The sequence below is a fragment of the Alteromonas sp. W12 genome, from assembly GCF_001924945.1.
GTDB lineage: Bacteria > Pseudomonadota > Gammaproteobacteria > Enterobacterales > Alteromonadaceae > Alteromonas > Alteromonas macleodii.
Window position 1 is genome coordinate 1,348,710 of record NZ_LQXH01000001.1, and the last position, 13,634, is coordinate 1,362,343.

At 43.2% G+C, this 13,634-nt stretch carries 12 protein-coding genes; 6 read left to right on the top strand and 6 right to left on the bottom strand.

Annotated elements, in window-relative coordinates; translation table 11 throughout:
• Together AWH61_RS05700 and AWH61_RS05705 are read left to right on the top strand one after the other, a co-directional pair.
• Complete coding sequence (locus AWH61_RS05700; RefSeq protein ID WP_014949232.1) at positions 1-1,800, top strand: acyl-CoA dehydrogenase C-terminal domain-containing protein; 1,800 nt, start codon at positions 1-3, stop codon at positions 1,798-1,800.
• Positions 1,801-1,955: 155 nt separating this feature from the next.
• Positions 1,956-2,840 (top strand): alpha/beta fold hydrolase, encoded by an 885-nt coding sequence (locus AWH61_RS05705; protein ID WP_075176440.1) that lies wholly within the window; start codon positions 1,956-1,958, stop codon positions 2,838-2,840.
• Positions 2,841-2,934: 94 nt separating this feature from the next.
• Here AWH61_RS05705 and AWH61_RS05710 read toward each other — a convergent pair whose 3' ends face one another.
• From AWH61_RS05710 to AWH61_RS05725, 4 genes are all read right to left on the bottom strand, one after another.
• Positions 2,935-3,333, bottom strand: coding sequence for a DUF3718 domain-containing protein (locus AWH61_RS05710; protein WP_014949234.1), 399 nt, complete (start codon positions 3,331-3,333; stop codon positions 2,935-2,937).
• A 299-nt stretch (positions 3,334-3,632) separates the two neighbouring features.
• Positions 3,633-4,031, bottom strand: coding sequence for a DUF3718 domain-containing protein (locus AWH61_RS05715; RefSeq protein WP_014949235.1), 399 nt, complete (start codon positions 4,029-4,031; stop codon positions 3,633-3,635).
• A 332-nt stretch (positions 4,032-4,363) separates the two neighbouring features.
• Positions 4,364-5,320, bottom strand: a complete 957-nt coding sequence (locus AWH61_RS05720; RefSeq protein ID WP_014949236.1) for a sugar-binding transcriptional regulator — start codon at positions 5,318-5,320, stop codon at positions 4,364-4,366.
• Positions 5,317-5,997, bottom strand: a complete 681-nt coding sequence (locus tag AWH61_RS05725; protein WP_075176441.1) for an HAD family hydrolase — start codon at positions 5,995-5,997, stop codon at positions 5,317-5,319. The genes AWH61_RS05720 and AWH61_RS05725 overlap by 4 nt, the downstream gene beginning before the upstream one ends.
• 441 nt (positions 5,998-6,438) lie before the next feature.
• Here AWH61_RS05725 and AWH61_RS05730 point away from each other — a divergent pair, with 441 nt between their 5' ends.
• A complete protein-coding gene (locus AWH61_RS05730) occupies positions 6,439-8,154 on the top strand; it encodes a purine-cytosine permease family protein (protein WP_075176442.1) in 1,716 nt (571 codons plus the stop codon).
• Between the two features lie 10 nt (positions 8,155-8,164).
• Positions 8,165-9,682 (top strand): mannitol dehydrogenase family protein, encoded by a 1,518-nt coding sequence (locus tag AWH61_RS05735; protein WP_075176443.1) that lies wholly within the window; start codon positions 8,165-8,167, stop codon positions 9,680-9,682.
• 170 nt (positions 9,683-9,852) lie between these two features.
• Here the strand turns inward: AWH61_RS05735 and AWH61_RS05740 are convergent, their stop codons facing one another.
• Positions 9,853-10,245, bottom strand: a complete 393-nt coding sequence (locus AWH61_RS05740; protein WP_014949240.1) for a DUF3718 domain-containing protein — start codon at positions 10,243-10,245, stop codon at positions 9,853-9,855.
• A gap of 337 nt (positions 10,246-10,582) precedes the next feature.
• Between AWH61_RS05740 and AWH61_RS05745 the strand changes: the two genes are divergently transcribed.
• Positions 10,583-11,035 (top strand): Fur family transcriptional regulator, encoded by a 453-nt coding sequence (locus AWH61_RS05745; protein ID WP_075176444.1) that lies wholly within the window; start codon positions 10,583-10,585, stop codon positions 11,033-11,035.
• Between the two features lie 41 nt (positions 11,036-11,076).
• Positions 11,077-12,390, top strand: coding sequence for a dihydroorotase (locus tag AWH61_RS05750; RefSeq protein WP_075176445.1), 1,314 nt, complete (start codon positions 11,077-11,079; stop codon positions 12,388-12,390).
• Between the two features lie 129 nt (positions 12,391-12,519).
• Here AWH61_RS05750 and AWH61_RS05755 read toward each other — a convergent pair whose 3' ends face one another.
• Positions 12,520-13,539, bottom strand: coding sequence for a CobW family GTP-binding protein (locus AWH61_RS05755; protein WP_075176446.1), 1,020 nt, complete (start codon positions 13,537-13,539; stop codon positions 12,520-12,522).
• Between the last annotated feature and the right edge of the window lie 95 nt (positions 13,540-13,634).

Below are 13,634 nucleotides of genomic sequence, written 5' to 3' on the forward strand. Positions count from 1 at the left end.
ATGGAAGGTTATAAAGCTCCACAACGTGACGCCATGTTTGTAACACATGAGCTACTAAATTATCAAAATCACTATCAAAAGCTAGGTTTCGACGAAGCATCAGAAGATCTGGTGTCGGCGATTTTCGCTGAAGCTGCAAAGTTTTCAGAGAACGTACTGGCACCCATCAATGCATCAGGTGATGAAGAAGGGTGTAAGTGGGTTGATGGTGAAGTAACAACGCCTAAAGGTTTTAAAGAAGCTTATCAAACGTATGTTGAGGGCGGATGGCCAGGAATGTCTCACCCTGAGGAATTTGGCGGTCAGGCATTACCATATTCATTGTCATCTATCATTGCTGAGTGGTTCTCAGGCGCAAACCATTCTTGGGCGATGTACCCAGGTCTAAGCCAAGGCTGTATGGCAACAATAAAAGCCCATGGCTCTGAGTTGCTACAAAAAATGTTCCTTGAAAAACTGGTTAGCGGTGAGTGGACAGGCACTATGTGTTTGACCGAAGCACACTGCGGTTCAGACCTTGGTATGTTGAAATGTCGCGCGGAACCTCAAGAAGATGGTACCTACAGCTTAACAGGAACGAAGATTTTTATTTCGGCAGGTGAACACGACTTGTCTGAAAATATCGTACACATTGTGTTAGCTCGATTGCCAGATGCGCCAGAGGGTACCAAAGGTATTTCACTATTTGTTGTGCCTAAGTTTAACGTGTCTGAAGATGGCGAAAAGCAAGATAGAAACGCAGTAGGATGCGGAAGCATTGAACATAAAATGGGGATCAAAGCCAGCGCAACCTGTGTGATCAACTTCGATGGTGCAAAAGGTTATTTGATTGGGCCACCAAACCGCGGCCTAAATTGCATGTTTACGTTCATGAATACCGCACGTATTGGCACTGGTCTAGAAGGCTTGGCATCATCTGAAGCAGCATTCCAAGGTGCGCTTCGCTATGCAAAAGACCGCATTCAGTTCCGTTCATTAACAGGGCGTAAAAACCCTGATGGCCCAGCTGATCCTATTATTGTGCACCCTGATGTACGTCGTATGCTGTTAACGCAGAAAGCGTTCGCGGAAGGCAACCGAGCGCTTGCCGCTTACTGTATGCAGTTAGTTGACGTTACTTTGTATGGTAGCGACGAGGCTGAGAAGCAACTTGCGGATGCAAAACTTGCATTCTTAACGCCAATCGTGAAAGCCTTTTTAACTGAAACCGCGCAAGAAGCCACGAGTTACGGTATGCAGGTTTATGGCGGCCACGGCTTTATCAAAGAATGGGGTATGGAGCAGCTAGCTCGCGATACCCGTATCTGCACTATGTATGAAGGTACTACCGGTATTCAAGCCGTTGACCTATTAGGTCGTAAAGTAATGGGCTCTAATGGCGAATTGCTTAATGTGTTTGTTCAAGAAGTGCGCGACTACTGTAATTCATTGCGCGATAACGCTCAGTTTAGTGCTTGGACTAACGCGCTAAACTCTCATCTTGACGAGTGGCAGCAGATCACTATGGATATCGGTAAGGCAGCAGCATCGAACCCAGATGAAATTGGTGCAGCGTCTGTCGATTACTTAATGTATTCAGGTTATGTCACCGTTGCTTACTTCTGGCTAAAAATGGCAGTGAAAGCACAAGAACAGCTTGATGCAGGTAGCACCGAAACCGAGTTTTATAAGAGTAAAATCTTAACAACGGGCTTCTACTTTGACCGTTTGTTAACCCGTACTCGCTCACTGGTTTCGGCAATGCAATCAGGCGCAGACAACTTGATGTCTATGCCAGAGAGTATGTTCGCTATCGAGTAACGACATAAAAGTAATACACGTGCGTTACTAAAAGACGTACGAAAGGCCGAGAAAATAATGTAGCCGAGAAAATGATTTAACCAAATAATCATTTGGATGCGTTATTTTGCTCGGCCTTTTTGTTTCTTAAAAACAACATAGAGGAAGTGAGCACAGTGGTTGTTTCAAAGTACGTGAATGTTGAGGGAGCCAGCCTTCATTATTTATCCCGAGAAGAGGAGAGCGCAGAGAACCCTCTGCTTATCATGTTTCATGGCTTTCCAGAAAATGCGCACACATGGGAAGCGTTAATGGCGATACTCCCCACATCACTTGACATCATTGCCCCAGATTTGCCCGGTTATCATTTATCGAGTCCACTACCCAATGAAACGGACTACCAAGTTCAATCATTGATAAGTCGAATGGCCGCCTTCATCGAGAAAGTTCAAAAAGGCCGAAAGGTTATTTTGTTGGGACACGATTGGGGTGGGGCAATAGCGTGGCCCCTAGCAGCCTTTCACCAAACATTAATTAGCAAACTTATTATTGTTAATGCTGCTCATCCTTCTTGTTTTACACGGGCAATAAAGACCTCTTCTACACAAAGAGCAAAAAGCCTGTATATCTCTGCGCTTATTGATAAGGGGGCAGAGCGGACCCTTACAAATACAAGCTTTACGTTATTGAAAAATATGTTAGGCAACGGCTTTTTTGAGAAAGAAACCAGCTATTCAAGGACTCTACTTAACGACTGGGGTAAACCTGAAACCCTCAGTGCGATGCTCAATTACTATCGGCAAATGCCTCAACAAGTGCCACAAAAGAATGTATCTGAGAAAGTGTTGGATGATATTCGTATACCTGAAATATTCATTCACTGCCCAACCCTGTTATTGTGGGGAGAGCAGGATGATGCGTTTGATCTAAGTGTACTGGATAAAATCGAACACTATGTTCCATTGATAATTAAGCGGTTTAATCCGCACGCGTCGCACTGGTTACACAGGGAAAAACCTGAATGGGTACAAAAAGAAGTGATAAATTTTATAGGGTTCTAGAAAGGGGTGAGGCCCCTAAAAGGGGCCTCCAGTGCGGCGTCCTGCCGCTACCATGTTGAATCGTTACATCACATGGTGTGATTAATTAGTTATATTAGATTCTGCCGTTAAGCTCTGTTGAAATAGGAGAGCTTTGAAGACCTTGTTCAGCAATCCACGCTTGAAGTGTCTTACCGTCTGACTCAGGCTCTGCTAAGTCTTTGCTTGGCATTTTCTTAACCAGTAGAGTACCTACTTCAACCGCATTGCTAGTAAGAGCAGTGCGAATTAGGCTTTGGCCGTTACAAGAAATGCCAGAGTAGTAATCGCGAAGCTTAAGTTTGTAGTCTGATTGAACGCTACGCATTTTCTTACGTAGTTCGCCCTTGTCATCTGCTTGAACAATTGTGCAAATGTTTGCAAGTGCTTCGTTGATGTCATTAGCCTGAGCTGCGTTAGAAAAAGCTAAAGTTGATGCTGCAATTACTAGAGAAGTTTTAACGATTTTCAACATGGTTAAATTCCTTCGGTTGTTGTTGTTAAGATTGTGTTCGTTCGTTGAAATGCATTAAACCCGAATCTAACTATTTGAAAAACATGTTGTAAAATAACATGGTATGTCAAACCATACCTAAAGGGGGGGGCTTGCGTTACGAGCTCACGCATACCGCAGCTTGATTACCTAAGTCACTGGGTTGAAGAACGTGAAAATTTAAAGAGACAGAAAGTAAAAAGGCCCCGTAGCGGGGCCTTTCATTGCAGCTGACGCTGCAACCATGTTGAATCGACTCACATGGCTATGTGAATTAGTGCTTAGATTCTATCGTTAAGCTCAGCAGAAATTGGCGAGCTCTGTAAGCCTTGCTCTGCTATCCACGCTTGAAGCGTTTTGCCGTCTGATTCGGGCTCAGAAAGGTCTTTGCTTGGCATTTTCTTAACAAGCAGTGTACCTACCTCAACTGCGTTGTTCGTTAAGGCCGTGCGGATAAGGCTTTGACCACCGCATGAAACACCTGAGTAATAATCGCGTAACTTTAATTTGAAGTCTGACTGTACGCGACGCATCTTCTTACGCAATTCGCCTTTGTCGTCAGCCTGAACAATAGTACAGATGTTTGCTAGTGCCTCGTTTACGTCATTTGCTTGTGCTGCGTTTGAAAAAGCTAATGTTGATGCTGCGATGACTAGAGAAGTTTTAACGATTTTCAACATGGTTAAATTTCCTTCGTTATATTTGTTTAATTAATCGGTTTGTCTGTTCGGGATTAATTAAAAAACAATCAGGTCGAATGAAAAACATTCATTCAAATAACAAGGTATATCGAATAATACGTTAGACTAAAGATGTAAGAGGTATGAAATGCGCTGTAGCCTTTAGTATTAAAGGGCGCAGGCAAACTAAGTTGAATTGCAATCGAAGATCAATAAATAGCCAAATAAAGTGCAAAAAAACAACGTTAATGCTGTTTTTTTGCTTTTTGTTGAAGTTAATGCGTATTAAAAATGTACGCAATAGGCATTGTATTAATAAGAAAAGAACGAAATTAAGAAGTGAGCAGTGCTGAGGCAGTACGTTCTGTCGTGATGAGCCCATTGAGCAATTTCGATCGCAGAGCGCCTCTTATAGCGTGCAGTTTGTTGTCGCCCGCTGCAACACCTACTACAGGCTTTTCTGGCGTTGCTTTCAACTTAAAGCTCGTTACTCTCTCGTTAATATCGCAACTAATCAACGCACCTTCTTCATTAAAGATCCAGCTTATGATTTCGCCACTTGCACCAGATTCAGCGAGGGTTGCTAATTGATCATCGTCGATAAATCCGTCTTTATACAATGGAGACACACTGCCTAAGTTACCAATGCCTACGAAGCTAATATCCGCTTGTTCGGCAAGCGTGTGAATTCTAGATATGTGTTGTTGCTGTTGCCAAATTTCCCGTTCTAGTTTACTAGATGCTATTACAGGGATAGGCATAGGATAATGCTGTGCTTTAACTCTGTCGGCTACGTGAACAGCAACGTCATAACGCGTCGCCTCTCCGTTATCAGCAATATTACCAACAAGGGAAACAATTTTATGCTGAGGGCAGTGAAGTATTGACAATTCATCAGCACAGGCACGCAGTACACGGCCAGTGCCAAACGCGATGGTTTGTGGAGCGTCGAATTTTAAAGCTCTTTCTATTGCTGCTGCACCCGCTTGACCAAGGCCAAGCGTTGAATTGGGATCGTCATCAACACTGGGCACAACTTCACAGAAAGTTAATCCGAATTTTTTCTTTATGCCTTGCGCTAATTCCATACATCTAGCAATCGGGTGTTCTAAGCGCACTTTCACAAGACCTTCCGACATGGATAACGCCACTAAGCGTTGTGCGCTTTGGCGTGATGTTTTGAGCGTTTTAGCTATCTCATCTTGCGTCTTACCACCAACATAGTACATCCATCCTGCTCTGGCGGCCTCGTCGAGTTTATTGAGTTCGTTTTGTGCTTTCTTACTCATTTAATTTTTCTCATGTCAAAAATGTCAGGGATTCGAGAGTAAAACTCGTCCCATGAATTAATGGTGTTGTCCGATGTCACAATACAATTCTGTAGATGTGCGCCACCTGTATAGTGGAAGTAGCGCATGTCCGCGGCTTTAGCGGCAGCAATCCCAGGCTGAGAGTCTTCAATAACTAGGCAGTTTTTAGGAGCAATGTTGAGCGCATTTGCCGCATATAAAAATAAATCTGGTGCTGGCTTGCCTTTATTTACGAGTGCTCGCGTGTAAATGCGGCCTTCAAAATAGGAAAGAAGCCCTGTACTGGTTAACGCCTTTGTTGTTCTTTCAGGTGAACTGCTTGTGGCGACACAAAATGGAATACCTAGTGAGTTAAGTGCAGAAAGTACAGAGGTGATACCGGTAGTCTTTTGTAAATGGCACTCGAAGCTGTCGAACAGTAATCCATGGAATTTGTTTTTCATGGACGTGGTAAGTGTGAGCGCAAAGTCATCTTTTAACTTACCCTGAACGTGCTCCATGCTCTTGCCAAGAAAATGCTCTATAAAATATTGTTTCGATAATGCAATATCGAAACTAGACAGAAGTGCTTGCCACGCCTGCATCGACAGCACTTCACTGTCAATCAGTACGCCATCACAATCAAAAATCACCAGTTCCACGTTGTGTGCCTGCAAGAGTCACCTTCCTTTAAGTATTAACATTTAACCAACGTCCCCTTGCCAATTCCGTATTCGTACACCAAAGGTCAACAGGCCCATAATTATATGAACATTTGCCTAAGTGTAAGGTAATTGATGGCGTTTGTTCTACCTTAACAAGCAGTTCTTGAGTCATACGACTACATACGCGGTTTTCGGCCTCAAATTTCGTCTCTAAAATTTCTTCATAGTATCAATTGGATAGATTATATCGCGTTTATTTTGATTGGTTAAATGTGCATTTTTATTGTGTTAATTAAATAAACAAGCCTCCGTTTATTTTGTTAATGGCTGTTTACAAAGTAGAGGGTATATGCAAATATTTACAAAAATTGAGATATATCCCAATGTCTGGGCAAATGCTCTTGATGTATTTTGAAACCAGTGGGAAATACACCTACAACACGAGATTTGAAGATGAAGTCGACGTCTAGTGATATTGATATTTCACAAGTTAGTGACGAGCAACTCCCCGTCGCTAAACATAAGTTAAAAGGGTGGAAACATTTCATGGGCTTATATGCCGGTGAACATGTTGCAGCCACTGAATTCGTATTTGGTGCAACCTTTGTTGCGCTAGGCGCCACCATGACCGACATTCTGTTGGGTTTATTAATTGGTAATCTACTTGCTGTCCTAAGCTGGACACTTATCACTACGCCTATCGCTGTAGATACCCGTTTGAGCTTGTACTCGTATCTTCAGAAAATAGCTGGCGACTCTATGACCAAGCTCTATAACTGGGCGAATGTCATCATATTTACAGTGATATCGGCCGCTATGATTACGGTGTCGGCAACCGCCGTGCGTTTTGCATTGAACATTCCGGCGCAGTTAAATTGGTATCCGACTAATTTAGCTTTTGTTGCCGTCGTGCTTGCAGTCGGTGTGATAGTTGTCTTTGTCGCTATGTATGGCTTTAACGCCGTTTCCAATTTTTCTCGTATTTGTGCGCCTTGGTTGTTCACCATGTTCATTTGCGGTCCACTTATTCTAATGCCTGCACTCGCTGAATCTGTAATTGGGCAAACGTTTCTTACATCGTGGAATGACTTTATTCATATCGGTAGTACATCGGTGTGGACGGGCTTCACCCAAAGTGGTGAGCCTGGTATTGGTTTATTAGAAGTGATTGGCTTTTCGTGGGCAGCGAACACGATAACGCATTTCGGCCTTATTGATATGGCGTTACTGCGTTTTGCCAAGCGTAAACGTTACGGTTTATGTACGTCGGCGGGTATGTTATTTGGTCATTATATAGCATGGATTTCAGCCGGTATTATGGGCGCAGGAACAGCGGTTATTGTTCAAAAGTCCATTGGTGAATTAGACCCGGGCGATGTGGCATTCCACGCATTAGGTCTTTCTGGACTCGTTATTGTTATCGTTGCAGGCTGGACTACAGCAAACGCGAATCTCTATCGCGCTGGACTTGCCGCGCAAGCTATTTTTAAAGATAAATCACGTACTACAACGACCGCGGTCGTCGGTATGGTCACCGTTGCAATTGCGTGTTTTCCGTTCGTGTTTACTAAATTACTGCCACTGTTAACGTATGCTGGATTACTTGTTGTTCCTGTGGGAGCAATTGTGTTCGCAGAGCACATGATTTTTCCGCGTATTGGATTCACACGTTATTGGGCACATTATCAAAGCCTTACTCACAGCACGCCAGCGGTAGCGAGTTGGGGTTTGGGGCTTGTGTTTGGCTTTGGTTTAAACGCCTTAGACGTCATGTCTTTCTACTATCTATTCATACCCACGTGGTTCTTCACCATAGCTGTCTATACAGCACTGGCCGCCAAGTATGGCGCAAAACAAGCTTATCCTGAGCAAGAAGCACAAGTAGATGCTTTCAATGCACGTGTTGAAGCTCATCAGCAGCAAGAAGCGGCGTTAGAAAACGAACACGTTGAAGACGTTACTGCCGTATCTAAATTACTGCGTCTTACTTCGCTAGCGAGTTTGTTGGTGTCCATAGCATTGGCAATCAAAACTTTTTCTCTTAGTGACACGGTTGCCGCTTACGAATTGAACCGAGACCTATTCTTTAATGTTGGGTTCGCGTGCACCGTTATCTATTTCGTTACTGCGTATTGGGCGATGCGTCGCCACAAAGCGTTACAAAGTTAATAAGGTTCTTATGCAATCTCAAACGTCTATTTTATTGAACAGAGCGAACTTATCGTCGTTGCCAAATGACATAAGGCGTCCAGCTTATGATGTGGAGAACGTTCAAACGGGTATTGTTCACATTGGTGTAGGTGGTTTTCATCGGGCACATGAAGCCATGTATGTAGACAGATTAATGGCAAAAACCGGCGATCTATCGTGGGGCATTTGTGGTGTGGGTCTTCGCGAGAACGACCGTGCAATGAAAAAAGTGTTCGACGAACAAGATAACTTATATACCTTGGTTGAAAAGCACAATGACGGTTCCCGCAGTGCATCAGTTATCGGTGCAATGACGGGGTTTTTGATGGCGCCGGACGATCCTCAAGCAGTCATTGATAAAATGGCTGAGCCCGAAGTACGCATCGTATCGTTAACCATTACCGAAGGTGGCTATAATTTTGATGCTTCCTCAGGGGAATTTATTACCACTAACCCTGATGTCATTCACGATATCGAAAACCCCAAAACGCCTAAACTGGTTTTCGGCTATTTAGTTGCAGCGCTTAAAAAACGCAAAGAAAACAACGTTAGGCCTTTTACCGTTATGTCATGTGACAATATTCAGCACAATGGCCATGTGTTAAAGAAAATGCTGCTTGCGTATATTGAACTGTTTGACCAAGCGTTTGCTACTTGGGTTAACGAAAACGTGAGTTTCCCTAATTCAATGGTAGACAGAATAACGCCTGCAACCACAAATGACGATATCGCAACGTTAAGGGCTCAGGGCGTAGAAGATGCTTGGCCTGTAGTGTGTGAGCCTTTTGACCAGTGGGTTATTGAAGATGACTTTTGCAATACCAAGCCGTGTTTAGATTTAGTAGGCGCGCAGTTTGTAAGCGATGTGGCACCGTACGAAAAGCTTAAGCTTCGTATGCTTAATGCGGGCCATTCAGTACTTGGGTTGGTTGGTTCTGTAGCAGGGCTTGAAACTATCCATGAAAGTGTTGAAGCGAAACAGTTAAAGCGTCTTCTATCAATCTTTATGGAACAAGAGGTTATGCCAACACTCGACCCAGTAGAGGGGATTGACGTGTATGAATACAGAGATACGCTGCTATCTCGTTTCTCCAATCCTTTCATTAAAGATACGCTAGCGCGAATTTGCCTTGAAAGTTCGGCTAAGCTTCCGGTGTTTTTATTTCCCACCGTACGAGATAATTTGGCGGCAAACAGAGACACCGATATAAGTGCTTTAGTTGTTGCTTGCTGGGCCTTCTATTCAGACAGGCATGCCTCTCAAGACGGGAAGTCACTTGAAATCAACGATGTGTTAGCTGATAAGTTACACAACGCGGCTAGTAATAACCAAATAGACAGCCTTAGTTTTTTAATGCTAGAAGAAGTATTTGGTAAGCTGGTTGATGAAGCGCGTTTTACCGCTAGTTTCCAGGGCTTTGTAGAGCGCTTGTATCAACAAGAGCCGGTGTTGCTGATTAGCGAAAAGGTAGCAAACAATAAACTCGAGCTTGCCAGAGCTTGTTAGATTGTATTGGTAATCTGTATTAGTACGAAGGAGAGTAGGGAATACTCTCCTTTTTTATGCATTGAATTTTATCAACTGATACAAAAGAAAAAAGCGACCCGAGGGTCGCTTTCTAAAGTGCAGATTTCTCTGCAACCATGTTGAACTGGTTCACATGGTGTGAAACTGTTTTATAGGCGGTCGTTGATAACCGCAGCAATTGGGTTATCTTGCAGACCGTTTTCTGCAACCCAAGCTTGAAGTGTTTTTCCATCAGCTTCAGGTGCTTCTAAATCACTTTTTGGCATTTTCTTAACAAGTAACTCGCCAGCTTCTAAAGCATTGTTTAGCAGTGCTGTACGAATTAGGCTGTTACCGCCACAGCTAATTGCTGAGTAGTAGTCTTTAAGTTTCATGCGGTAGTCTGATTCGACTGAACGCATTTTCTTACGTAGTTCGCCTTTATCGTCCGCTTGAACGATAGTGCAGATATTCGCTAGTGCTTCGTTAACATCAGCCTGTGCTACGCCCGACACACCTAATGTCGCTGCGATAACAAGAGAAGTTTTAACAATTTTCAACATGGTTAATTCCTCAAGTACTTCTATAGATTGTTTGTTTGTTCGGGAGGATTAAACGACAAAAATGAATTCTTGAAAACGTTCTAAGCGATACTTAGGTATGTGGTTTCATAAGTATAGTAAGGTAATTGAATTAAGCCTCTGTCGTTCGCATCGAGGCTTGAACCACTCTTTTACAAAAACAATTCTTTAGTGCCTTTTTGTGGTGCAGGGCTGACAATAATCACTTGAAAATGAGATGTTATAATGTAACACTTGAGGTGCGTAATTAATCGCTTTGGGTTGTGAACGCCATGCCATTTAATGTCACAGGAAATCGTCATTTTGACGCTAGGGTTATATGAATCGACGGTTTGTAAATTTACTTGCGGTAGCAAAAGATAAATGCGACTCGGACGGTTTGCGCTTAACAGAAAAACGCAAAAGAGTATTGAACTTATTAATAGATGCCCAAGCTCCGCTTTCCGCTTACGAGATAAAGGATATGTTCACTACGAGGTATTCTGAAGATGTAAAGCCTATGACGATATATCGCGCACTAGAGTTTCTCACTGAGACTGATTTAGTACACAAACTGAATTTGAACAACAAGTTTGTCGCGTGTTCTCAAGCAAAATGTTGCGAGCATCACGGGTACTCACAGTTTTTAATTTGTGTTCAATGTGGCTCTGTTGAAGAAGTTGCGATAGACCCAACCATATCTGAAAATCTTGTTAAGCAAGCTAAAAATCTAGGGTGCGATATTGTAACGCCACACCTTGAAGTGGCGTGTATCTGCAAGCACTGCAAGTAATGCAGCGCTACTTTTTTTAATCTACTCAAATCTTTAGTGTCATGAAACTAATTATAAATAATGCCTCTACCTCGTCACGGTTATTAGGCAAAAATGAAGATGAAATAACGTCTGTTTCACTATTAATTGATGGCGGAAAAATAGCTGCTCTTTCGGAAACCCCCATCACTATAAAGTCGGTAAAGACCATAGATGCGAAAGACTTGTTTTTATCGCCTGGCCTTCTTGATCCCCAAGTACATTTCAGGGAACCGGGGATGGAATACAAAGAAGACATAGAATCGGGTAGTAAAGCCGCGGTTAAGGGTGGGTTTACAGCAGTAGTTTCAATGCCTAATACAACGCCTACTGCTGATAATGCAGATACTGTACGTTTCATGGTAGAAACAGCAGCTAAAAAAGGCTTGTGTAAAGTCTACCCAACGGGCGCGCTTTCAAAGGGATTAGAAGGAAAGTCCATGACTGACTTCAGCGCCTTAACAAGCGCTGGTGCAGTGGCAATTACCGATGACGGTAAAGGCGTTCAAAACAATGCGTTGTTCAAGCAAGCGCTCGTTAGCGCTAAGCACCTAGGGATTCCAGTTCTCGATCACAGTGAAGACGAAACATTATCAAATGGAGGGGCAATTCATGAAGGCGAAATATCTAAAAAATTCAATGTTAAGGGTATTAAATCAGCCTCTGAATCTGTACATGTCGAACGAGGTTGCGGCTATAGTTTGGAAACCGGTGGTCACTACCACGTATTGCATGTTTCTACATCGGCTTCTATTGAAGCAGTGAAGCGAGCAAAAGAACGTGGCGCCAAGGTTACTGTAGAAGTTTCTCCTCATCACTTGTTGCTGTGTGACGAAGACATCGCCATAAAAGCTGATGGGACTTTAGATGCGAATTGGAAAATGAATCCACCGCTTCGCTCTAGAGAGGACATGCTTGCGTGCCAAAGTGCCCTTATAGAGGGCGTAATAGACGCTATAGCAACCGACCATGCACCTCACTCGCCTGAAGAAAAAGAGCAACCTATTGAACAGGCACCGTTTGGTATTATTGGTCTTGAAACTGCGTTTCCTCTGATCTTTACTCATTTCGTAAAAACCAAAAAGCTAACGCTTGGTCGTGCCATCGATTTAATGAGTAAAAATGCAGGCGACATATTCGGCATACGCTGCGGAAGAATTGAACAAGGCGAAGTGGCAGATCTGGTGCTTTTCGACTTAAATAGCGCGTTCACGGTAACGCCATCCTTTTTCGTCTCTAAGTCTCAGAACTCGCCATTTATAGGAGAAACGCTGTATGGAGAAACGCATACAACCATAGTTGCAGGCAACATAGTGTATTCACGGGGCCATATTTAGACAAATAAACCACCTCTAATTTCAATAATACTGCGGCGGCGCTTCTCTCTTTGGTGCCGCGTGATAGCCTCGCGCTGTTACTGCGTCAAATGTTATAAAAAGACTGCCTTGATGCTAAACATTATTGCACTAGTAAACCGAAAGACACTTTGTGAGCTCTTCATCCCATATAGGGTTAAGTTCAATAGCGATAATTTCAATTTTAGTTTCACTACACTCACTTAACTCGGCTTCGGTAACCTCGTTGTCAACAACGTTATAGCTAAAGACACCGTCACTTGTTATGACAACTGCTTTAAGCCTTTCAACGTTAAGGTTGTGCATCCATTTTAGTAGTGCAATGCGGTCAAACTCCCTGGAAGGTGAGAAACGCCACCCGACAGCTTTAAAACCTTCGCCTTTATTCTCTACTCTCAATACACCTGAGTCAGGAAAAGGCTGTTCATTTATTGAGGGCGTAGTGGTAGTTTTGTGGTCTTGCAATTTTTGTGCTTTGATATGAGTAAGTGCACTTGAGCTTCCCTTTAATACGCTAATTGGGAACTCTCCCTTTTCGCACAGTAAGACGGGCGTGTTTGGCTTGGTACGTTGGACGACATAGGTCTCCAATGCTTCGGCATCTGAATGAGTGTAAAGGTCTTGTTTGTTCCCCACAATAACGTCAGCAATGGCGATTTGCTGATTGAAGGTATCATGAGAGGTATAGCGAGGATCAGCGAGCTTTCTTGCGTCAACCAAAGTTACCGTTTTTTGTATGTCGAGAACGTCTTGATAATGCTCGGCAGCTAGTGTTTGTAGTACTTCTATAGGATGCCCCAAACCAGTAGGCTCAATAAGCAAACGGTCTGGTTTAGATTCGGCCAACAGCTGATTAAGAGCAATCTGCATTGGCAGCCCCGCGGCACAGCACATACATCCACCTGGCACTTCTTTAATAAATACCCGCTTTTCACCGCTGGCGTCATTGTTAGGTGCTTTATTTCGCGAGCCGTTTACCAATGAACCATCGATACCAATCTCACCAAACTCATTAATTAGTATTGCCCAGCGTTCATTTGCAGGTTTTTGTTTTAATAAATGTAATAGCGAGGATGTTTTACCCACACCCAAAAAGCCAGTAATGATGTTAGTAGGTACAGCTTTTATCATTGTGAATGTCTTCGTTGAAAGTCATATGAAAATATCAAAACTCTCACACAAGGCTATCATAGCAGGGAGTACATCCCTATGAATTAATCATGATA

Coding starts and splice junctions, on each gene's coding strand:
- AWH61_RS05700 (WP_014949232.1), top strand. CDS start 1: ATGGAAGGTTATAAAGCTCCACAACGTGACGCCATGTTTGTAACACAT.
- AWH61_RS05710 (WP_014949234.1), bottom strand. CDS start 3,333: ATGTTGAAAATCGTTAAAACTTCTCTAGTAATTGCAGCATCAACTTTA.
- AWH61_RS05715 (WP_014949235.1), bottom strand. CDS start 4,031: ATGTTGAAAATCGTTAAAACTTCTCTAGTCATCGCAGCATCAACATTA.
- AWH61_RS05720 (WP_014949236.1), bottom strand. CDS start 5,320: ATGAGTAAGAAAGCACAAAACGAACTCAATAAACTCGACGAGGCCGCC.
- AWH61_RS05730 (WP_075176442.1), top strand. CDS start 6,439: ATGAAGTCGACGTCTAGTGATATTGATATTTCACAAGTTAGTGACGAG.
- AWH61_RS05735 (WP_075176443.1), top strand. CDS start 8,165: ATGCAATCTCAAACGTCTATTTTATTGAACAGAGCGAACTTATCGTCG.
- AWH61_RS05740 (WP_014949240.1), bottom strand. CDS start 10,245: ATGTTGAAAATTGTTAAAACTTCTCTTGTTATCGCAGCGACATTAGGT.
- AWH61_RS05745 (WP_075176444.1), top strand. CDS start 10,583: ATGAATCGACGGTTTGTAAATTTACTTGCGGTAGCAAAAGATAAATGC.
- AWH61_RS05750 (WP_075176445.1), top strand. CDS start 11,077: ATGAAACTAATTATAAATAATGCCTCTACCTCGTCACGGTTATTAGGC.
- AWH61_RS05755 (WP_075176446.1), bottom strand. CDS start 13,539: ATGATAAAAGCTGTACCTACTAACATCATTACTGGCTTTTTGGGTGTG.